The organism is Sulfurovum sp. TSL1 (assembly GCF_019972135.1).
Lineage (GTDB): Bacteria > Campylobacterota > Campylobacteria > Campylobacterales > Sulfurovaceae > Sulfurovum.
Genome location: NZ_BPFI01000001.1, coordinates 168,740 through 189,999 on the forward strand (window position 1 = coordinate 168,740; position 21,260 = coordinate 189,999).

At 41.8% G+C, this 21,260-nt stretch carries 27 protein-coding genes; 16 read left to right on the forward strand and 11 right to left on the reverse strand.

Going from position 1 to position 21,260, the window contains the following annotated elements:
• The first annotated feature begins 35 nt into the window (after positions 1 to 35).
• The 4 genes from LDM98_RS00835 (at position 36) to LDM98_RS00850 (ending at position 2,422) form a co-directional block, all read left to right on the forward strand.
• Entirely contained in the window at positions 36 to 1,007 is a 972-nt protein-coding gene (locus LDM98_RS00835) for a GTP-binding protein (RefSeq protein WP_223897278.1), read from the forward strand.
• Between the two features lie 187 nt (positions 1,008 to 1,194).
• Positions 1,195 to 1,362 (forward strand): hypothetical protein, encoded by a 168-nt coding sequence (locus LDM98_RS00840; protein ID WP_223897279.1) that lies wholly within the window; start codon positions 1,195 to 1,197, stop codon positions 1,360 to 1,362.
• A 38-nt stretch (positions 1,363 to 1,400) separates the two neighbouring features.
• Positions 1,401 to 1,784 carry a hypothetical protein gene (locus tag LDM98_RS00845; RefSeq protein ID WP_223897280.1) on the forward strand — a complete coding sequence of 128 codons (384 nt, stop codon included), beginning with the start codon at positions 1,401 to 1,403 and terminating at the stop codon, positions 1,782 to 1,784.
• Between the two features lie 38 nt (positions 1,785 to 1,822).
• Positions 1,823 to 2,422, forward strand: a complete 600-nt coding sequence (locus LDM98_RS00850) for a trimeric intracellular cation channel family protein (RefSeq protein ID WP_223897281.1) — start codon at positions 1,823 to 1,825, stop codon at positions 2,420 to 2,422.
• Positions 2,423 to 2,429: 7 nt separating this feature from the next.
• On the opposite strand, the gene LDM98_RS00855 is transcribed toward LDM98_RS00850, so the two are convergent.
• A complete protein-coding gene (locus LDM98_RS00855; RefSeq protein WP_223897282.1) occupies positions 2,430 to 2,915 on the reverse strand; it encodes a YcxB family protein in 486 nt (161 codons plus the stop codon).
• A gap of 98 nt (positions 2,916 to 3,013) precedes the next feature.
• Here LDM98_RS00855 and LDM98_RS00860 point away from each other — a divergent pair, with 98 nt between their 5' ends.
• Together LDM98_RS00860 and LDM98_RS00865 are read left to right on the forward strand one after the other, a co-directional pair.
• Positions 3,014 to 3,346: a hypothetical protein gene (locus LDM98_RS00860; RefSeq protein ID WP_223897284.1), complete on the forward strand. Its 333-nt coding sequence runs from the start codon at positions 3,014 to 3,016 to the stop codon at positions 3,344 to 3,346.
• Positions 3,324 to 4,022, forward strand: coding sequence for a pirin family protein (locus LDM98_RS00865; RefSeq protein WP_223897286.1), 699 nt, complete (start codon positions 3,324 to 3,326; stop codon positions 4,020 to 4,022). The genes LDM98_RS00860 and LDM98_RS00865 overlap by 23 nt, the downstream gene beginning before the upstream one ends.
• 44 nt (positions 4,023 to 4,066) lie before the next feature.
• On the opposite strand, the gene LDM98_RS00870 is transcribed toward LDM98_RS00865, so the two are convergent.
• Positions 4,067 to 4,663 (reverse strand): NAD(P)H-dependent oxidoreductase, encoded by a 597-nt coding sequence (locus tag LDM98_RS00870; protein ID WP_223897288.1) that lies wholly within the window; start codon positions 4,661 to 4,663, stop codon positions 4,067 to 4,069.
• Positions 4,664 to 4,675: 12 nt separating this feature from the next.
• Positions 4,676 to 5,374 carry a DUF4412 domain-containing protein gene (locus tag LDM98_RS00875; RefSeq protein ID WP_223897290.1) on the reverse strand — a complete coding sequence of 233 codons (699 nt, stop codon included), beginning with the start codon at positions 5,372 to 5,374 and terminating at the stop codon, positions 4,676 to 4,678.
• Between the two features lie 168 nt (positions 5,375 to 5,542).
• Between LDM98_RS00875 and LDM98_RS00880 the strand changes: the two genes are divergently transcribed.
• On the forward strand, positions 5,543 to 6,541 hold the full coding sequence (locus LDM98_RS00880; protein ID WP_223897292.1) for an FAD-dependent oxidoreductase: 999 nt from the start codon (positions 5,543 to 5,545) through the stop codon (positions 6,539 to 6,541).
• A gap of 18 nt (positions 6,542 to 6,559) precedes the next feature.
• On the opposite strand, the gene LDM98_RS00885 is transcribed toward LDM98_RS00880, so the two are convergent.
• Entirely contained in the window at positions 6,560 to 7,027 is a 468-nt protein-coding gene (locus LDM98_RS00885; RefSeq protein ID WP_223897294.1) for a leucine-rich repeat domain-containing protein, read from the reverse strand.
• Between the two features lie 208 nt (positions 7,028 to 7,235).
• On the opposite strand from LDM98_RS00885, the gene LDM98_RS00890 reads away from it, so the two are divergent.
• On the forward strand, positions 7,236 to 7,439 hold the full coding sequence (locus tag LDM98_RS00890) for a DUF1289 domain-containing protein (RefSeq protein WP_223897296.1): 204 nt from the start codon (positions 7,236 to 7,238) through the stop codon (positions 7,437 to 7,439).
• Here the strand turns inward: LDM98_RS00890 and LDM98_RS00895 are convergent.
• The gene (locus LDM98_RS00895; protein ID WP_223897298.1) at positions 7,436 to 8,068 is read right to left on the reverse strand and encodes an alpha/beta hydrolase; all 633 of its coding nucleotides are present in this window, start codon (positions 8,066 to 8,068) and stop codon (positions 7,436 to 7,438) included. The two genes, LDM98_RS00890 and LDM98_RS00895, sit on opposite strands and share 4 nt — an antisense overlap.
• Before the next feature lie 151 nt (positions 8,069 to 8,219).
• Between LDM98_RS00895 and LDM98_RS00900 the strand changes: the two genes are divergently transcribed.
• Positions 8,220 to 8,678 (forward strand): YchJ family protein, encoded by a 459-nt coding sequence (locus LDM98_RS00900; protein ID WP_223897300.1) that lies wholly within the window; start codon positions 8,220 to 8,222, stop codon positions 8,676 to 8,678.
• Positions 8,679 to 9,038: 360 nt separating this feature from the next.
• Positions 9,039 to 9,218: a hypothetical protein gene (locus LDM98_RS00905; RefSeq protein ID WP_223897302.1), complete on the forward strand. Its 180-nt coding sequence runs from the start codon at positions 9,039 to 9,041 to the stop codon at positions 9,216 to 9,218.
• A 64-nt stretch (positions 9,219 to 9,282) separates the two neighbouring features.
• Here the strand turns inward: LDM98_RS00905 and LDM98_RS00910 are convergent, their stop codons facing one another.
• The 5 genes from LDM98_RS00910 to LDM98_RS00930 form a co-directional block, all read right to left on the reverse strand.
• Positions 9,283 to 9,723 (reverse strand): heme-binding domain-containing protein, encoded by a 441-nt coding sequence (locus tag LDM98_RS00910; protein ID WP_223897304.1) that lies wholly within the window; start codon positions 9,721 to 9,723, stop codon positions 9,283 to 9,285.
• A 101-nt stretch (positions 9,724 to 9,824) separates the two neighbouring features.
• A complete protein-coding gene (locus tag LDM98_RS00915; protein WP_223897306.1) occupies positions 9,825 to 10,862 on the reverse strand; it encodes a sodium:calcium antiporter in 1,038 nt (345 codons plus the stop codon).
• A gap of 64 nt (positions 10,863 to 10,926) precedes the next feature.
• Entirely contained in the window at positions 10,927 to 11,382 is a 456-nt protein-coding gene (locus LDM98_RS00920) for a cupin domain-containing protein (RefSeq protein WP_223897309.1), read from the reverse strand.
• Between the two features lie 75 nt (positions 11,383 to 11,457).
• Entirely contained in the window at positions 11,458 to 12,849 is a 1,392-nt protein-coding gene (locus LDM98_RS00925; RefSeq protein WP_223897311.1) for an aldehyde dehydrogenase family protein, read from the reverse strand.
• Positions 12,850 to 12,893: 44 nt separating this feature from the next.
• Complete coding sequence (locus tag LDM98_RS00930) at positions 12,894 to 14,534, reverse strand: acetolactate synthase large subunit (protein WP_223897313.1); 1,641 nt, start codon at positions 14,532 to 14,534, stop codon at positions 12,894 to 12,896.
• Positions 14,535 to 14,802: 268 nt separating this feature from the next.
• Here LDM98_RS00930 and LDM98_RS00935 point away from each other — a divergent pair, with 268 nt between their 5' ends.
• From LDM98_RS00935 to LDM98_RS00960, 6 genes are read left to right on the forward strand one after another with little or no spacing between them, the layout of a single operon-like run.
• The gene (locus LDM98_RS00935) at positions 14,803 to 15,879 is read left to right on the forward strand and encodes a peptidase M42 (protein ID WP_223897315.1); all 1,077 of its coding nucleotides are present in this window, start codon (positions 14,803 to 14,805) and stop codon (positions 15,877 to 15,879) included.
• 15 nt (positions 15,880 to 15,894) lie between these two features.
• Positions 15,895 to 16,305 (forward strand): RimK/LysX family protein, encoded by a 411-nt coding sequence (locus LDM98_RS00940; protein WP_223897317.1) that lies wholly within the window; start codon positions 15,895 to 15,897, stop codon positions 16,303 to 16,305.
• Positions 16,305 to 17,231, forward strand: a complete 927-nt coding sequence (gene rimK, locus LDM98_RS00945) for a 30S ribosomal protein S6--L-glutamate ligase (RefSeq protein WP_223897319.1) — start codon at positions 16,305 to 16,307, stop codon at positions 17,229 to 17,231. Before LDM98_RS00940 ends, rimK begins: the two co-directional genes overlap by 1 nt.
• Positions 17,232 to 18,272, forward strand: coding sequence for a succinylglutamate desuccinylase/aspartoacylase family protein (locus LDM98_RS00950; protein WP_223897320.1), 1,041 nt, complete (start codon positions 17,232 to 17,234; stop codon positions 18,270 to 18,272).
• A gap of 31 nt (positions 18,273 to 18,303) precedes the next feature.
• Entirely contained in the window at positions 18,304 to 19,116 is an 813-nt protein-coding gene (gene ppk2, locus LDM98_RS00955) for a polyphosphate kinase 2 (RefSeq protein ID WP_223897322.1), read from the forward strand.
• A 36-nt stretch (positions 19,117 to 19,152) separates the two neighbouring features.
• Entirely contained in the window at positions 19,153 to 19,950 is a 798-nt protein-coding gene (locus LDM98_RS00960) for a CorA family divalent cation transporter (protein WP_223897324.1), read from the forward strand.
• A gap of 72 nt (positions 19,951 to 20,022) precedes the next feature.
• Here the strand turns inward: LDM98_RS00960 and LDM98_RS00965 are convergent, their stop codons facing one another.
• On the reverse strand, positions 20,023 to 21,258 hold the full coding sequence (locus LDM98_RS00965) for a glutamate-5-semialdehyde dehydrogenase (RefSeq protein ID WP_223897326.1): 1,236 nt from the start codon (positions 21,256 to 21,258) through the stop codon (positions 20,023 to 20,025).
• Positions 21,259 to 21,260: the final 2 nt, after the last annotated feature.

Sequence of the window (21,260 nt, forward strand, 5' to 3'; positions counted from 1 at the left end):
ACTCAATTTCAATTTAATTTTTAAGGTACACAGACATGATACAATCATTTATACTTACGGGATTTTTAGGTGTTGGTAAAACCACCATGCTCACAAATACAGTCAAAGAACATTTTACTGATAAAAAAGTAGCTATTATTGTAAATGAATTTGGTGATATTGGCGTAGATGGAAATATATTGAAGAATGTACACAGTGAAGTACTTGAAATTTCAGAAGGGTGTATCTGTTGTCAATTGGCCCAAGAGTTTGAAAGCGGTGTGATCGAGATCATGAACAAATATAATCCTGAGATCATATTTGTTGAGACTTCAGGGGCATCTGAGCCTTTTCCAATCTTTTTATCGCTTCAAAACCTGGGTATCTCTGTTGAGGGGGTTATTTGTGTGGTCGATGCAAAAAACTTTGATTCCTATAAAGAGAATTCAACGGCTAAATATCAAATTGGCGGTTCTAATATCATCCTCCTGAATAAGACCGATCTTGTGAATGAAGATGAATTGGAAGCTGTCAAGCAAGATGTCATTGAGATCAAAGAAAAGTACAATATCAAAAACACGCTTACAGGCAAAAAGATATTCAATCACTATGTGATCAATTATGCCCAGCAGGGTATTGTCCATAAAGAAGTCTTTGAAGGTGTCTATAAGGTCGATGAGATCATCGGAATGGCGAAAGAGTATGAACACCTTGATCATACGACACAAGATTCTATCACCCAAAAAGTGGTTTATCTTAAAGATGATGTTACATTTTCCGATGTCGATGAAGTGTTAAAAACGCTTCCAAAAAGTATTTACAGGGTCAAAGGTGTCGTAAGAACCAAAGATGTTCCCAACCCTATCGTGATAAATTACTCATTCGGTAATGTCTCCTTTGAAGAGTTAGAGAACTATACTGAACGATCTATTATGATATTTATCGGTGAAGCCATAGATAATGATGTTAATCTGTTATGTGAAAAATTTGATTTTTTAAACCTGCCTAGATTTAGAATGGCCAAATAGCTTACGGTAGATCATTCTTCGTATACATTTGGCAGATTCTGCCAAAAGTATACGTAAATTCCCCTCAATACAGTCTCGTTCCCACGTTTTCAATCTAACTGTTTTTGGATATTCATACGGAACACCGGTTTGTAATTTGTGTCATAATACGCTAGAATGAGCGATACATTACATATTTGGAGTCACTATGGACCTTTTGCCTGTTATAGCATTCTCTCTTATTATTTTGTTTGTCGTAGTAGGTGGATATGTCTTTATGTTTCTTCATGTGATGAGATCTGATCCGAGAGAATTGGAGTTTAGAAGAGATGTGGGGCAAGACGGAAGACTGGTACCGCATACTTACAAAGAATAAATCATCCATAGATGAATTAATTTAGAAAGGAATAGGTCATGAAATATGTTTTAAAACTCTCTCTTTTTATGACGGCACTCTTGTTCATGCAGGGGTGTGCAACACATCAGAATTTTGTCAACAAGTATAATGCCTGGGTCGGACAGGATATCAATGATCTTATTAAGAAAATAGGATATCCGGACACTACCTATATACTGCCAAATAAGAATAAAGTCTATGTGTATGAAAGATCCAGGATCTACAGTTATCCTTCAATGTCCATGGGGTATGGACATTGGCCATATTATCATGGTGGTTACGGTATGTTTGGTTATGGTACAGATGTTGTTCAACGAACCTGCAAACTCTATCTTGAGACCAACAAACACGGCATCATTGTCCAGTGGGGTTCAAGGGGCAATGCCTGTGTCTCCAACTAGTAGAACGATCTTGAAATTGATAGAGCAGGCAGCACTGTATGTTTGAGATCGCAGAGTATATCGGTATTATCGCTTTTGCAAGTTCCGGTTTTTTTGTGGCTACACGGAATCAGCTTGATTTTCTGGGTACTTTGATCTCTGTGTTTCTTACTGCCCTGGGTGGAGGGATCATCAGAGATGTCGTTGTGGATAAAATGCCTTATACCTTTACCCACAATATACCTGCACTCACCATTCTTATCGTCATGATCTTACTGATCGTCTTTAGATTCAACACAAGAGACAGTATAGAGAACAAATCATTTTTTATCCTGAGCGACTCGATAGGGCTTATCTCTTTTAGCATTACGGGTGCACTCATAGCCATAGAAGCAGGGCTTAATCTTACAGGTGTTTTGGCTTTAGCCTTTGTAACGGCAGTTGGAGGAGGGATCATCAGGGATGTCATCATCAATGAGATCCCTTTTGTACTGAAAACAGGATTTTATGGAACGATCGCACTTCTGATAGGCCTGACGCTCTATGTGTTGGATCTTTACGAATTGATCTCTTATTATACGATGATCATGGTGTTTATAGCGGGGATAGTGCTCAGGCTGGTCGCATACTACAAAAAATGGGCCATCCCGATGATCTAAGTTTATTTTAGGAAATATATTTCTGTAGATACGTGTTAAGCTCTTTTTTCTCTATTTCACTCATAGCACGGACCGGAATCACATTGAATTGACGGGGATTGGTATAAAGAAGGTAAAACCTCTCGTCATTTTTCCACTGGGAAAATGCACGCCACGGAATGGCAGCATGGTGACGCTTCTTATCTAATTTGATACCTTTTCCCGAAATATGCAGTGTGACCTCATTTGGCAGAGTCGTGCTTTTTTGATACACATTTTTGGCCTGATACGCAGAAAGCACACGTACAAAAAGCATATAAAAAGAGATAGAAAAAAATGCAGCGATAGTGTTGGTCATGATCTCACGGGTATTGGAAAAGTCAGTTCCGACGATCACAATGAGGGTAGCCAACATGACATAGATAGCCAGTATGAAGGTTCTTTTCCCTTTTTTATGATGTAAATTGACTGCCTGCAGGTATTCCTCTTGTGTGAGCTGGTAGGTGATATTCATGGTTTGCCTTAGGATGATGTGATGGCATTATACAATGATTACATATATAGTACACAGTGCGCCTGATATGATACAGAATTCAGGTGAAAGGAGCTGACATGCTATACAAGGTCAAAGCGAAGATAGATAAACTGCAAATGAAGGCCTTTTTTACGGCACTCACAGATGGTAGCATCGCAGATGTAGAGCCTGAGGGGTTGTATATCGTCAATGCAATGCAAAGGGCATTGATGACAGGTCCTGAAACACTGGAATGGTATCAGAGATGTCACTGTGAGACACCGCTGAAGCATGAAAAAGAAATGGTCTATGATAAATACCTCAATGACATTGAAACCACTTTGGTTTATGAAGAAAAAAATGATATAAAAGGAAAATCATTCTGGGATCATTTAGAGGAGAGCTTTTTTGACGACTCATATAGCTACTGAAAGACTTTATACAGCGGAGCATGGCTGGCTGAAAAGCAGGTTCCATTTTTCATTTGCCGAATATTATGATCGTGATCATATGCATTATGGTGTACTGCGTGTGATGAATGATGACATTATCCAACCCCATACAGGTTTTGGTACACATCCACACGAAGATATGGAGATCATCACGTATGTGATACGCGGAGAACTGACACATCAGGACAGCATGGGAAATAAAGAGAGTTTGGGACGCGGATCTGTGCAGTATCTCAGTGCAGGTACGGGTATCACACACTCTGAAAAAAATGAAGGTGATGCAGAAGTGCATCTCATACAAACGTGGATACTCCCACACACTAAAGGACTTCAACCCCAGTATGGTTCAAAAGTCTTTGACCCGGAAACACGTCATAATCAGTGGCTGCATCTTATAGCGCCGGAAGGTACACCTGACATTATCAATATCTATCAGGATGCAAACATGTATGTTTCGGAGTTGGATCAAAACAGAACGATTACCTTTGAACTGGGCAAAAATAGACAGCTCTATGTGAAACTGATGGAAGGTGACGCCAAGATCAACGGGTTGGACTTTAAAGGGGGAGATGCGGCCGAGGTTTCAGATGAAGATCTGCATGTTGAAGCTCTGAGCGATGTACATATACTTTTAGTGGAGATGAAAAAAGCATAGCAGGCTTACATCCCAAAGAGATATAACCACAAATAAGAGACCTGTCAGCCGGTGATAAAATTTCTTTCCAGTGTATCTTTGAAGCGTTTGAGCTCAGTATCTACATCCAGATTCTCTTTAAATACATCATGTATCGCATACGTTTCCAGCGGTGCTGCACCGCAAAACTGAAAGAGTTTATGTGTGGCAATATTTGCTTCATCCAAAGAGAGACCGTCAAAGAAACCCTCCTTGTTGTCAAATTCACTTTCCGGACAGTTATAGGTGAGACTTAGCATATATTTTTTTCCTTGCATCAGTCCTCCGCTGCCATACTTTTTAGAAGGGTCATCTTTGCTTCTACCGTCACTGACATAGGTGACTGTATTCATACCTGCAGAGAAAACTTCATCGATGTATTTTTTAGTGATCCAGGGCACACCCATCCAAAAAACAGGGTACTGGAACAGAATATAATCCGCCCAGGCAAGTTTATCAAGCTCATCCTGGACATCATAGGCCCCTTCAACCATACTCTCTTTCACATGGAACCCATGTTGGGTAAAAAAATCGCCGGCAGTGTCTACAAAGAGTTTGGTTAGCCTCCCTTCTGCAATCTTGTCATATCTTTGATGTCCGTTGATAATCAGTACATTCTTCATCGTGCGGTCCTTCTATTTTTGTGTGAAATTCTTCATCATCTCTTGCATCTGCAGTATTTGTTCAGGGGTCATTTGTGGCATTGGTGAGGGCTCGCCCTGCTGCATCGTCTTGATAGGAAAATCAGGTAATTTAAGATCTTCATCAGAGACAGAAACATTCATCTGAATATCCGTAGCTTCTATGCTATGTGTCAGGCCCATCATATGGGTTATCGATCTCAGGATGATCCCTTTGTGGAGCCAGAGCTTTATCTGTTGTGTTTCCCATATTTCACAATCATAGCCAAACAAAGTCTCCTCACCGGTTTTTGTACCGCCCATGGAAAGTATCGTCTCTTTTGTATTTTTGGCAAGGTCTTTATATTCAGACTGCATTAAACTCTTGGAATCATACAGATGAATGCTCTTTTGTTCATAATCTACGATATAGACGTTATCATGGTCGATCTTTGTGGTTTGGCGGCTATGTGCCTCTTTTCCCATGATAACGGATCTTGTTCTCTCGTCATGCAGTTCTACCTTGCCCCACTCTTTAAAGAGTGTTTTGCTTTTGCCCTCTGTTTGGGTTTGTATCCCCATGACATTGCCACTGCTTTTGGTAGCATATTCAATGATAGCTGACTGGATCTGATAACGTTTTGTCTCTGCATCAAGGGTGCTGGTAGCCACTACAAGCACAAATAATAGACCCCATAGTTTCATCTGCTTCATCCTGTCTCCTTTTTATCATTATAACTTATTCTGTCACATTTTTTAAGAAAAATAATCTTAGACCAGGGATACCATTTTCAGAAAGAAACGGAACAGATCTCTTTGTACAGAAAATCATTTTATTCCCTGTTTTAACTCTCTCTCATGATGGTTGGTTACAATGGCGGTATGAAGAAAAAGAAATTAGTGATCATCGGTGCAGGGCTTAGCGGACTCTTTAGTGCCGTATTGCTTCAAGAGAGGTATGATGTGACGATCCTGGAAGCACGTGATCGTACAGGTGGACGTATCATGGGGATAGAGGGGCATGATATGGGACCATCGTGGGTTTGGTCCCATCAAAAAAACATTTTAAATCTGATAGAGACTTTGGGTCTGGTACTTTTTTCACAACATACAGAGGGACTTGCCACCTATGATGCACCTGAGGGGGTACAACACTTCAGACCTTCCCAAACACACCCTTCATTCCGTATTCAAGGCGGTATCAGTCAAATGGTCAAAGCGCTGGAAAAGAGACTTGAAAACCCTGTACATCTTCATGAAAAGGTATGCTCTTTAACACAGACAAATGAAGTGATCATGGTTCAAACTGCAGATAAAACATATGAAGCAGAGAAGGTGATCTCGACGCTACCTCCGCGTTTAGCTCTAGAAAGCATAGAATATTCGCCTGTATTACCCGAAGCATTGCATGAGAAGCTGCAGAAGATACCTACATGGATGGGGTATGCTGCCAAGTGTGTGATAGTGTACCCTGATGCATTTTGGAGAGAAGAGGGCTTAAGCGGTTTTGCCATTTCGCACCTGGGACCTTTGAGTGAGATACATGATGCCTGCACACAAGACAAAGCAGCACTTTTCGGTTTTGTGCACAGCCATGCAAAGTATGAAAACCTGGAAGCCGAGATCATACATCAACTCACACGACTGTATGGAAGCAAAGCTGCCCATCCGTCCAACTTTTATCTTGTAGATTGGAAGAAAGAGCCTTATACTTCAACATCTCTTGATGCTATGCCTCTGCGTGAGCATCCCAAGTATGGATTCAGTGCAACAACCTTTGGCGGTCGGCTGATCTTTTCGGGTACAGAGAGTGCCTATAGAGAAGGCGGATATCTGGACGGGGCTGTCACTGCAGCGCTTGATCTAGTGAAACACTTTTAGTATAGTACGTATCGGTAATTATACTTTCATCACAAGCAGTCTGCCAAAGGCATCAAGGTTTTTTAACTCTTGAGCAGGATTCTCTTTCACATCCAAATAGACGAGCTCAGGCAATAATGCCAGGGGTTCGATGTTTTGTATATGATTGGTATGGGCAACCACTTTTTTGAGTGTCGTGAGGTGACCCAGAGGTGTGATATCAGCTATGAGGTTGTCCTGGATAAAAATGAATTTCATTTTTTCATTGGATATCAAAGGGCTGAGGTCAGAGATCTTATTATGGGAAAGCGACAGTTTATGCAATTTTGTCAGTGATGAAAGCAGTCTGATATCCGTAATATGGTTATGGGAGAGTGAAAGGCGTTCAAGCCAAGTGAGTGCAGCTATCTCTGAAGGAATTTCCGTGAGTCCAAGACCACTGAGATCCAGGTATTTGAGTTTCTTTTTCTTACATAAAGCTATTTTTTCTAAAGCTTGCTTGTGCATTATGTGATCCTGTTTTATTTACTGGAGAGATAATAGCATATTTTTTAAGAGGAGTGATAGTAAAACAGAAGGAAGTGATGTCGATACCTTTTAGCCAAACTAAAGCGATGCCAAAGTAGTATGAAAATCGATACAACCGTACTTTTTTGATGGTGGTATGGAGAAAAGAAATTCAAACATTTATCGCAGCACTTAGAAGGAAATAATGATGATAGATATAAACAAACCATGCATAAAAAAATGTTGTCTCAATGAAGATGAGGTCTGTCTAGGGTGTTTTCGTACTTTTGAGGATATGTGTCAATGGAACAAAGCAAATATAGAAGAAAAAACGCAGATGCTCAAAGTAGCACAGAGAAGAAAAAAAGAACATATACTTAAGCATGCATCCTTACAAAAACCTCGTTCTTAAAGTTTGTTTTTTATCCACTTTTTTATCATCATCAATTCATCTTCGGCAATAGTATGGTCTTTATCATAACTCTTAAATGTGATGTCAAACCCGCCATTTTGTAATGTTTCAATTTGTGCTTTTGAGGTATTAAATGGGAGTATACCATCATAAGTCCCATGCGTACATAACCAGTTTGAACTGTTGACATTCGGGTTCATCTCTTGTAAAAGCGTGTCGGCATCGTAGATATACCCGCTTACTGCGATGTACCCTGCAAGCACTTTGGCATATCTGGCTCCAAATTCAAAGGTCAGTAATGCCCCTTGGGAAAAGCCGAACAAAAAGCTTTCATGTGCGTTGAACTCTTCTTCAAACAGTGTATCAAAGATCTCTGTGAGTATGGCCCTTGAATGTGTAATACCTTCCAATTGGTTGGGCGGCAGATCATACCATGAGAAGCCTCCGTAATAGCTATAGGGAGCATTCAGAAGAAGATAGTTCATATCGTCCATGTTGAGGTAAGGCGGCAAGAAGGTAAAGCCACGAGCTGAATCCCCACGGCCATGCAGAATGACCATAAGCTTTTTAGAAGGCACATTGGAAGGGATAAAGATATTGTTCAGAGGCAAATGTTTATTTCTTGGCATTTTGGGGTTTCCTCCATTGAATTGTTGATTCCTGTCATGGTGTAGTATACTGAGTTTATATTATAATATGCGTTTTATGGTATGATGCTGCCTCCTATGGATCACGCTCAACGGTGATCGAGAGACAAAGAGAGGATTTAAGGTTAAGAGGATGAAGTGTTATTGTAAAAGCGGATTGGATTTTTCAGAATGTTGTGAACCTATTTTAAGGGTACAAAAGCCGGCAACTACTGCCCTTAGTCTTATGCGCTCACGTTACAGTGCCTACTGTCTGGGTGATGTGAACTATCTTCAGGCAACAACACATGATCACACATGGAGTGATGAAGAACTTAAATTTATACAGGATTGGGCAGATAACAGTGTGTGGCAGCATTTGGAGATCATCGACTTTAGTGATGATATCGTGGAGTTTAAAGCCTATTATATCTTCGATCATGTACAGCATGTCCATCATGAAAGGTCCACGTTTATCAAAATAAACGATATGTACAAATATGTCGATGGTGAGATCTATGAAGACAAAGTAAAATTTACCAACAACCAAAAATGTATCTGTGGAAGCGGATTGAAGTATAAACGCTGCTGTCTGCCAAGATTGAGAAAATAAAGGGTCATTCTCTAAAAAAATGTCAATATTTTGCAGTCACTCTTCGATCAGATCATATTATCTATCATAGAGGTCTGTTTAAATACGCAGACTTCTGTATTTTAACTTCAAATGATGTTAGCGCCTTTCGCATTTCAAATTACTTTCAAGATAGCTCAGTACAATCCCGGATGCTAAAAAAATTATTTATTCTTACCGGGTTATGTATCGTTGTGAATCCGTTCATCGTGCTGACCGTAGTGTCTTTTTTTTACCTCACAAAACAACAGTAAGACCCATTTTATAATTTTCTTATACTATACCAGTAAGAGAATATCGTTATTGGTTAAGTTATAAGATCATCTATGGAAAAGGATTGATATGCATCATTTTGTAGTACGTTTTTTGAAGTTCATAGTGTTGATAGGTATGGTTGGAAGTGTCATGTACGCGAAAGAAGCAGTTGTACCTGAAGCATTTGTCAAAAGTGCTGCAGATTTGATAGAAAAGAGCTGTAATAACCGATTTAGATGTACAATCGTGAAGATTACATTCCTTTGAATCAATCTTCACTTTCCACTTCTTTGAAATAAAAGATTTTGAGCGATCTAGAGCGTTTTAACAGCTAGTCCTCATCATCTTCTTCTTCACCAAATGTTGCTACAAGGCCTTTCATGAATTCTTTTGTTTCACTCTCTGATAATTTGGCATCAGGATGAGCAATCACATAGAACCAAGGTGGCATTTCACCTTTTTCAAACGTTTCTTTAGCTTCATTCCCCTCATTCTTTTTTTGGACACCCCACATGGAGACATTAAAGTGTTCCCGTCCTTCTTCTACATCATATTGGTTTAACCAAGATATCGGAGCGATATTGCTGTACCAAGGCCATTTTGTTTCATGACTATGACAATCAGCGCAAGCACGAACAAACAACTCTTTTGTTTTGGGACTGTCCCATACAGGCTCCGCAACTACCGGTGGATTAGAATGGTCTTTACCGTAGGGTATAAATTGTATGGCTATTGCTACTAGTATAACAATGCCCAAGATTTTATATTTCATATGCATCTCCTAGTTATGAAAGGAAGAAAATACCCTTCTTCTGTATTTAAAGTATATCATAACCTACAATGCTTTTTCAAGAATTCCTTTTAGCATTACCTTTATCCTACTAGAGAAAGGGTGATAAGCCCTCCGAAATACAGGACAAGTAAAACCACACTTTCCAAACCGATGTTCCCTGGGCCGTGGCGTTCTCGATATATCAGTCCCATAAGCAATACACCGGTCATTAGCATTGAGTTGGCAAGCCAGAACTGCTCAGCACTTGAGATATCAGCATAGATCGGTCCTTCCCGGTAAGCGATATCGGATGCGGCAATAAAAAGTGTGTCAAATGCATTGCCGCCGATAATGTCTCCCACTGCCAGGTTTAGGGCACCCATACGTACTGCTGTAATGGCGACTACGAGTTCAGGAATAGATGTCGAGACAGCTGTAAATATACCACCGACGATTCCATGAGGCAGACCTGCCTTTTCTCCAAGAGGTATAGCCAGCTGCGCAAGTGACCAACCTGCCAAAGCAACGATTGTTCCGTAGATCGTAAAGCGTATCCAGAGTTCTTGAAGGTATCGGCCATGACGACGACCTTGGTCTTCTGATTCTGATGAAGTATCTTTTGTCTTTCTTGGAAGCCACATCGGGGTTTCGTGTGTACGAGCCAGAAGATGTACCCCAAATATGTATATGATGATCAGAACAATGGTAGCCGGATGCACACCGAAGATACTGATCGTGGGGACTGATAGCGCTAATGCATGTATGGCCAACAGTGTAAGAAGGAAGGCGGACATAAAGAGATTTTCGGCTGATGCAGCTGCATGTTCAAGGTTTGCACGTCTATATGTTATGTCTGCCAGAGCAAGAAATGCAGTTTGCGCAGCAATGCCTCCCAATCCATTACTCACTGCCAGCTCTGCATAGCCTGAAGCCGCAGCGGAGACAGAGGTTGTAATACCTGACAAGGATGTGGATGCACCAATAAAGACTGCACCCATCAGTACTTCACCCAGGCCGGTGCTTTGAGCAAGATCACGGGCTGTTTTGGTCATCTTGATACCGAACCATCCGATAATGAGTGTAACGATTATAAAGGCGGAAACGATCCATGGCAACGGCCAACTACCAAAATCTGTCAACTTATTCTCCTGCGATAATGTGAGATATTCTCTTTAGGTATGAAGATGAATCATCACAAGAGATCTATTCTTTAGTCTCTTTGATCACTTCAAATGCATCGATAGGCTCTTCAAATGCGATGAAGAGGACACATGGCTCCTCACCTTTTTCACAATAGGCAGTATGTGGACGTTTGGACGGACCATAGGCATACATCCCTTTTGTAAGCAGTTCACTCTCCTGATTGTCATAGGTCACCGTCATCTTCCCCGCTACCAGTATCATCCGTTCTGCTGAAGTATGCCAATGATGCGGGATAGCATAATCCGCGGGGACTTTAAAGAAAATATCCAGGTTCTCTTTGGCAGGATCGCCATGAAGTACTGCAATCTGGCATGCTTCACCGAGAAATGCAGGACAGGGGCCCCACTCAAGGGATTTATCATTATATGAAAAGGCAAGTGCTTTATCACTTTCTACTACTTCACTGATACACAGTGATGACAAAACAGACAAACCTAACAGTATTTTTCCCAACATGATAACTCTCCATTTATTTCTATGATTCACAGTACACAATCTACACATAATTTGTAGGTAAAAGTAAAATTGAACTTATAAAACTGAAGATTTTATTACCATCAATTTCTCCTTACTCATCTCTTCCATGGAATAAGAGATGCCACCCCGTCCCAAACCTGATGCTTTAGCCCCGCCAAACGGCATCCAGTCAACCCTGAATGCCGTATGGTCATTTACCATCACCGTAGTGCCGTTGAGACGCTTAACCGCCAGCAAGGCTGTGTCAATATTTTTAGTAAATACTGCCGCTTGAAAAGAGTACTCAAGGCTATTGGCGTCTTTAAAAGCATCTTCAATATCACTATAGGGGTAAATACAGACAACCGGACCAAAAATCTCTGAGGTACTTACCTTGGCATCCTGCGGCGGATCTAAAAGTACTGTGGGTTCAAAACAGCTTTCAGAAATACGTTGACCTCCGCAAAGTACTTTTGCTCCTCCCGAAATCGCCTCATTGACCCAAGACTCTATTCGGTTGACTTCTTGGTGTGAAATAAGTGGCCCCACCTCTGTTTTGGGATCCAGAGGATCACCCACAATCAGCTTTTGCGCTGCCTGTGCTAATTTGAAACCCACTTCATCACAAATATCTTCATGCACATAGATACGTTGCACGGAGACACAGACTTGGCCTGCATGATAAAATCCACCTTTGGCCAAAGCGGGGATCAATGCTTCCATATCGGCATCGGCTTCAACGATAACAGGTGCGACACCTCCATGTTCAAGGCCCACACGGGTACCTGGAGAGACTTTTGAGTTCAGGTACCATCCAACAGCACCTGAACCAATAAAGGTCAAATAGTCTATTTTGGGGCTTGTAGCGAGATACTGCGCTGCTTCTCTGGGACAGATCACTACTTGACACCACGCTTCAGGCAATCCTGCTTCATATAAAATTTTGACAAAATTAATGGCGGACATAGGTGTAGACTCTGAAGGCTTAATTATTACAGGCGATCCCACTGCTATAGCCGGAACGGTTTGATGTACAGCAAGATTTAAAGGATGGTTAAATGCTGAAATTGCGGCAACCACGCCAATAGGCTCTTTCATAGTATAGGCCATACGATTCACAGAACTTTCTGTATGACCCATGGCTATCTCTTTCCCCTCAAAAACACCCATATGTTCAATAGCAAGCTTTACACCATTGATGGCACGTTCTACTTCAACTTTTGAATCCATATAGGGTTTACCGCCTTCACTGGCTGCGATAAGAGTGAGTTCCTCTATACGGCTGCGCATGATCTCAACCGTTTTCTCTAAAATAGCGATACGTTCATATTTAGGCAACCACATCTCCTGGCTTTCATACACTTTTCTGGCACGATCCAAAGCCAGGTCAATATCTTGCTCATTTGAAAGGGGTATCTCATCCAATACCTTTCCGTTAAATGGTGACTTTACTTTAATGCTGTTCATACTACCCACTCCTAAAATTATTGATCTATTCTATGGTTTACGGCTTATGCCAAACACGTTTTATTTTTGAGTAACTCATTTAAAATGGCATGGTTTAAACTATAGTCTACTGCCAGATCGATCAGATGTACACCTTTACGGTCGATCACCTCATTTAAAATGGAACCGAATTCATCGCAGGAGGCCGGTCTATAGCCCATGGCACCATAGGCTTTGGCATATTGGACAAAGTCCGGGTTTTTGAAATCCAATCCAAAATGATCAAATCCCATCCCTTCCTGTTTCCATTTGATCATACCGTAGGCACTGTCATTTAAAATGATGATGACAAGATCTAACTTCAGCCGTACTGCAGTTTCCAACTCCTGGGAATTCATCATAAAACCACCGTCTCCACACACAGAGATCACTTTTTTATCGGGATGAACGATCTTGGCAGCCATCGCAGAAGCCAGACCTGCACCCATAGTGGCCAATGCATTATCGAGTAAAAGTGTATGCGGTAAAAAACATTTATAATTACGTGCGAACCATATCTTGTAGATACCGTTGTCCAACGTCAAAATGCCATCTTTGGGGAGGACATCCCTAATGTCTTTGAGCGCTCTTTGCGGTAAGATCGGAAATCTTTCATCTTTGAAATATTTGACAATATGTGTCTGTGATTCTTCTTTGATGCGCATAAAGTATGTAAAATCCCAATGTGCCTGCTTTTGCGCAAGTTCTGTCAAAGCATTTAAATTACAAGCCACATCTCCGGTCACATCAAGCTGAGGGAAGTAGGTATCATCCACATTGGAAGGAGAAAAATTGATATGGATGACCTTTGTACCTCCCTCTTTCATAAAAAATGGCGGTTTTTCGACGATATCATGTCCTACATTGATGATCAGGTCCGCCCTGTCTATCGCACAATGGAGATAATCGGTATCAGAGAGTGCTGCGGTTCCAAGGTATAAAGGATGGAACTCACTCACCACGCCTTTTCCCATTTGGGTCATAAAAAACGGTATACCGAGTTTGTCTATAAAATCTTTCATCGCAGAACCGATGCACCTTCGATTTGCTCCGGCTCCAATGAGGACCAGCGGCATTTTTGCCTCGTATAACATCTTTAAGGCATTTTGTAGACTTTCTTTTCTGGCAACCGGATAATAGGTTTTACGGACAGGGAACAGTTGCTCATCCACTTCTTCTCTTGCAATATCTTCAGGCAGTTCAATATGTACGGCACCGGGTCTCTCCTGTGAAGCCAGTTTAAAACTTTGACGTACCACGGCAGCTATGTTGTTACCATTGACCACTTGTTTTGTATATTTTGTAATGGGTTCCATCATGTGCACCACATCGATGATCTGAAAACGCCCCTGTTTGCTTTTTTTGATCGGTTTCTGACCCGTGATCATCAGCATGGGGATACCTCCCAGGTTGGCATATGCTGCCGGTGTCACAAGATTGGTCGCACCGGGTCCCAAAGTAGCCAAACATACACCGACTTTCCCCGTTAATCTTCCATAGGTTGCAGCCATAAAGCCTGCGCCCTGTTCATGACGGGTCAAAATAAATTGAATACTGGAGTTCTGCAAGGAGTTTAAAAGGTCCAAGTTTTCCTCACCGGGAATTCCGAATATATATTCAACACCTTCATTTTCCAATGCTTTTATAAATAGGTCTGATGCTTTCATTACGTATGATCCTTGCCACTTTCATCAAAGATTTTTTATTTTCTCTTTTCTCATTATGAAAGATTCTATTTGGAATAGTATAAAACGAATGTGTGTATTAGGTGTGGACTATAGATTATTCTCCCTATGTAAATAGCAGGTTAAACTTGAAATAAAATCTTTTTTTAGCGTGTTAGGGGTGCGTTTAGAAGCTTATCTATGCAATAATTAGTATGAATTTTATGAAAGAAAGCAGGGTATTGTGTTTAAGAGGATCTTTTTAAAACATATGCAAGAGATTGGCGGTGAAACCGAAGAGATAGGCCGTTTCTTTGACATACTGAAACAGCTGATACGTACCCCTTCTGTGGTAGGTGCGGAACACTCTTTTTTTCTTTACCTGAAAAGAGAACTGGAAGAGAGAGGGATCACTGCTACGCTTTATGAAGGCTTACTTGTGGCAGAAGGCTCTGAACCTGATGCGGGTATGATCTCTGCACATATTGACCGTCATGGTCTTATCTGTACCGGTCCCAATGAATTCCAGTATGCTGCGTTCACAGCACAGAACAGAGGGGATCTGACAGGGGACTCTGTGGCTGAAAAAACCTATAAAGACATCATGGGACGTTTTATGAACCAGCGTGTACAAGCCTATGATCCATGGTCCGGGGCCTACCTCGGTCTGGGAGAGATAGACAGTGCCTATATGTGCGAACGCAGATTGAACCTTCTTTTCAAGGTCAAAGGGCTGGAACATTTGAATGCCGGTACACCTGTAGCCTATGTGGATACACTGACCTATGAGGATGGGTATCTCTCTGCACAACTGGATAACGTACTGAGTGCTGCGATCATTGTTTTTTTATATGAGAGGGGATACCAGGGACGCGCTTTTTTTACGGCCCAAGAAGAGGTAGGAAAAAGCTGGCGCTATTTACTTGAGTGGTTCAGAGGACATGATCTCTCAACCGATTCTTTACTGGTACTTGATACCAGTCCCTATCCGGGGAGGGTCGCTGCTGAAGCACAGCACATCGTGTTGAGGAACAAAGATGCGAATGCCACCTTTGTCTCACCATTGACCAAGCAGATTGAATCCATTTGTGATGAATTCTCGATAAAATACGGATACAAAGATGCCTTTATAGAGGAGCTTAACAGAGAGTTCCTCTCTCAAGGGAAGCCCCTTTATTCTCTGGGAAGTACGGAGATGGGACGCTTGGCAAAAGCGAGTGACGGCTCCATACAGGGAACCACATTTCAGCTTCCTACGACGGGGTATCATACGACGGCAGAAACAGTTTCTCTGGAATCCATTGAGAAGGCACTGAAAATATTGCAAACACTTTATTTGAAAGTATAAAGAAAAGGAAAGAAGATGGAAGTAATAGGATATATAGAAAGAGTGGATCTTCCCGGACTGGAACTTTTTGCTTTGGATGCCAAGATCGATACAGGCGCGGACTCTTGTTCTATGCACTGTGACGACATTGAAGTAGAGGGTGAGAAAGTTATTTTTACCCTGCATGATGAAGTGCATCCTGCCTATCATGGTAAAAGGCTTACGCTGCCCATATCTAAGATCAAAAATGTGAAAAGTTCCAATGGCAGCATTGAAGAGAGAGTATTCGTCAAATCAATGTTGAAATTAGGTTGTAAAACATATGAAGCAGAGATCTCACTCACCAATCGAGAAAATATGAAGTATCCTATGCTTATAGGAAGACGTTTCCTATCACATCACTATTTGATAGATGTTTCTCATAAATATATTACAAAGGAAAAATAATGACCGTTTACATACTTTCTAGAAATACAACACTCTATTCAACACAAAGATTGATAGAGGCAGCTGAGGCAAAAGGATGGAATGTACGTGTCATAGATTATCTGATGTGTACGATCGAGATCGTGAAGGGAGAATTGTTAGTGGTTTACGATGGTGAACTACTGCCGGTACCTGATGCGATCATCCCTCGTATTGGTGCAAGCCGTACCTTTTACGGAACAGCAATGGTACGTCACTTTGAAATGATGGGAGCCTTCAGTGTCGCAGGAAACCTTGCGATCGCAAGATCCAGAGACAAACTGAGAAGTCTTCAGGTTTTATCTATTCATGATGTGGATATGCCAAAAACGGTGTTCGCATCCAATAAAGCCAACGCCAAAGATGTGATCAAACTCATCGGAGGGACACCGTTGGTGCTTAAGATCCTTGAAGGAACACAAGGAGTCGGTGTAGTACTTGCGGAGACACAAAAAGCAGCACAATCGGTCTTGGATGCTTTTTATGGCATGGACGTCAGTCTTTTGGTTCAGGAGTTTATCAAAGAGGCTGGTGGTGCCGATATCCGTGCATTCGTCATCAACGGCCAAGTGGTCGGTGCAATGAAACGCCAAGGGGCAGAAGGTGATTTCCGCTCTAACCTTCATCAGGGGGGCAGTGCTTCCGCACATAAACTGAGCCGTAAGGAAAAATCTACGGCCATCGCTGCTGCCAAGGCAATGGGACTGGGTGTGTGCGGTGTAGATATGATCCCTTCAGATCGTGGTCCACTGGTGATGGAGGTGAACTCATCTCCTGGACTTGAAGGTATTGAGAAAGCGACCAATGCAAATATCGCAGGGAAGATCATGGATTATATTGAAGCCAGCCTCAAACCTACGGATAATAAAAAACCACCTCGTCGCAGGAAAGACAATATTGGGGCATAAATGAGACACAATCCTTTTATCTTGGGCGGTGAGGAGATACCCAGAGGCACACAAAGACGTGTAGAGATAGAGTTGCCAAGTTTTTACGGTACACCTACGTCTCTTACGGCCTATGTGATACGTGGCAAAAAAGCGGGTCCTACGGTTTTCATCAGTGCAGCGATCCATGGAGACGAACTCAATGGTATAGAGATCATTCGTCGTCTTCGTCAGCTGCATCTGCTCACGAAACTCAAAGGTACATTGATACTCGTGCCTATCGTGAACATTTACGGCGCTATCAACCTTTCGAGGTATTTGCCTGACAGACGTGACCTGAACAGAAGTTTCCCGGGTCATTCCACGGGAGCACTTGCCTCACGTCTGGCAAAGACCTTTTTTGATGAGATCGTATCCAAATGCGATCTGGGGATCGACCTGCATACGGCGAGTATCCATAAGGACAATCTTCCCCAGGTGCGTACCAATATCAACAATGAACATACGTTGAGCCTTGCCTATGCATTCGAAGCACCGGTGATACTGCATTCGGAGTTAAGGGACGGATCTTTGCGTGCTGTGGCACAAGACAGAGGGATACCTATACTGCTGTATGAGGCAGGAGAAGCATTGAGACTGGATGAAAAGTCGATAAAGATCGGTGTCAAAGGCATTATTAATGTACTCAGAGCCAACGAGATGTTACCGGTGCGAGTCAAAAAAAGCAGTCGTATCAAGCCTGTCCTGACAAAAAACAGCAAATGGATACGTGCGCACGAAAGTGGTATGATACAAACCATGAAACAATTAGGTACTGTAGTGGAAGAGGGTGATATCATTGCACGTATTCATTCACTGTTTGATGATCAAAGCTATGAAGTGACAGCACCTTTTGATGGTATTATCATAGGGAAAACTCAAATTCCTCTTATTCATGAGGGAGATGCAGCTTTTCATATCGCAGCACTGAAAGATATTCAAATCGCTGAAGAGCGCATGGAGCCTTTCCATCAGGATGAGACACTGATGGAAATTCCAATAGTAGATGAGAGGATCGTATAAAAATGACTATATTGAGACTTAGGAATGTGAGATGCATGAAGAAATCATAGAAAAACTGCGTAAAGAGAATGCGCTTTTACGCCAAACTCATACGGAAGCCGATATATATTATACCAGGATGAAAGAGTTGGAGATATATCAGGCGCAATTGGTCAAACTGCTTACGCATATAGAAGAAAAGTCCCAGAAGGTGATCGTACTCTTTGAAGGAAGAGATGCGGCAGGGAAAGGAAGTCTTATAGGCAGTATAGCCCAGTACCTGAATCCAAAGCACTGCCGTTCCGTGGCCCTTGGTAAACCTACGGATGAGGAGAGATCGCAATGGTATTTCCAAAAATATATCAAGCATTTCCCACGTGGGGGAGAGTTGGTACTTTTTGATCGCAGCTGGTATAATCGTGCCATGGTTGAACCGGTCTTTGGATTTTGTACCCAGAATGAGTATGAACTTTTTTTAGACACGGTGACCAACTTTGAAGATTCCTTTACGAGGCATGATACACGTTTGATCAAGATCTATCTGAGTGTTTCAAAAGAGATACAAAATGAACGTTTTGAAAAACGCCGGACCGATCCTTTGAGACAATGGAAACTGAGTGAAATAGATATGCAGGCACAGGCCATGTGGAATGAGTTCACGCATAAAAAGAGAATTATGCTCGAACGCACACATACACCCGAGTCTCCATGGCATATCATTCGTTCAAATGATAAACATAAAGCACGTATTGAAGCGATGAAGCTGATATTGAGAGAACTTGATTTTAAAGAACAGGATTCCACAGTTGATCTGAAAGCAGATGAGAATATTCTGGTCTCTGTCGAGGCTGAAATATTAGGTTGACAGTATGATCTGAAATGATATCTGAAAGGTAAAATCATGGCACATGTAGAACATCTGGTCGATACACTGCATCTGGAAGATTTGGATAACAGTCATCATCCTTCTATTTTTGATGAAAATGATGAATATGATATGCTTATTGTACGTCTTCCTGTCATTACTGAGAAGCTTGAAGCGGTCTCGTTGGGGTTTATTATTACGAAGGATACCAGTTATCTCTTCAATGCCAAAAAGGGTAGACTAGAAGCGTTGGAGAGTCGATTTGAAGGGCCGCATCAAAAAATAGATACCATGCTGGACCATTTACTTAAATCCTTTCACACCTATCAGGATCAGATCTCTGACATGGAAGAGACACTCTATGAAGGTACGGTAAAAACGAACTTTATGACACAGTGGCTCACTTTAAAAAGAGATATTTTACGGGTAGAACGTATCATGCACCGTACTTCAGCTGTCATGCAGGATATGATCCAGTATTATGAGACGGATGGGAGTTTTCCCTTGAACCATTATATAGATATTCACGAGCACTGTGAACGTATTTTACGCTCTGCAACACTGCAGCTTTCAAAACTGGATTATCTCTATAATTTTTACAATACACGTACCAATGAAAAAATGAATCGTCTCATTTTTCTTCTTACTATTATTTCAGCGGTTTTTCTTCCGCTTAATCTGATCGTTGGCTTTTTTGGTATGAATACGAGCGGTCTGCCATTCACAGAGGGTTCGAGTGGTACATTCAGCGTGATAGTGGGGTTGGTTTTCCTGGTGCTCACTACTTCATTAGGCGTGTTTGTGTGGAGACGTAAAATCGAGTATTCAGAATAAGTGACAGGAGTATCCTGTTGCAGGGTACACTACAGCCTTGAGGGCTGTATTGTAGTAGACACAAGAAACAGACTATTTACGTATCTGTCCGCTGCCGTAAATTTTAAATTTATAGGTGGTAAGCCCCTCTATCCCCATCGGTCCTCTGGCATGGAGTTTGTTGGTACTGATCCCCACTTCTGCACCAAATCCAAATGCGCCTCCATCTGTAAAGCGTGTCGAAGCATTGACATAGACCGCTGCAGCATCGATGGCATTCAAAAACAGTTCAGCCGTCGTGATATTTTCTGTGATAATGGCTTCAGAATGCCCCGAAGAAAATCTCACAATGTGTTCAATGGCACCTTCGACGCCATCTACGACCTTGATATTTAAAATATTCGCCAAATACTCCGTATCATAATCCTCATCGGTTGCATGTGCTACTTCTATGATATTTTGTGTTCTACTGTCACCTTTGAGCTCAGTGTGTGCTTTATCAAATGCAGCTTTGAGTTGAGGTAAGGCATTCTCTGCTATCGCAGCATCAACCAAGAGTGTCTCCATAGAATTACATACACCGGGACGTTGTACTTTTGCATTGAGTGCGATGGCTATGGCATTGTCCAGTTTTGCATCTTTGTCGATGTAGGTATGGCACTGTCCTTTATCGTGTTTAACCACAGCGACAGTCGCATTTTCAGAGACATGCTTGATGAGTCCTGCCCCACCTCTTGGGATGATAAGATCCACATATTTGTCCATCTTGATAAGTTTGTCGACCCCCGCTCTTGATGCATCCGGGATGAGTGAGATCAAGGCGCGCGGAAGATTGTTCGCTTCTAAGACATCTTGAAGTATCTTTGCGATCTCTTCATTGGAGTTCTGCGCTTCTTTTCCCCCTTTGAGTACACAGACATTGGAGCTTTTAAAACAGAGTGCTGCAGTGTCTGAAGTGACATTGGGACGAGACTCGTAAATGATCCCTATCACACCGATAGGGATAGAAACCTTTTGCATATTTAATCCATCTTCAGTGATCCATCCATCCAAGATACGGCCTACAGGGTCTTTCAATGCTGCTATTTCTTCTATGGCTGTTGCCATAGCATCGATGCGGCTCTCATCTAACAAAAGCCTGTCCATCAGTGCAGAAGAGAGATTGCTCTTTTCTCCCTCTTCCATATCTTTTTTGTTTTGAGCGACTAGGTTACTGCTGTTATCTCTCAGTGCCTGGGCCATTTCATTCAGTATTCGGTTTTTTTCACGTCCACTGATGGTGGCCAGAACCCTGCTTGAACTTTTGGCTTCTTTTAAAAAATCTTCCATGC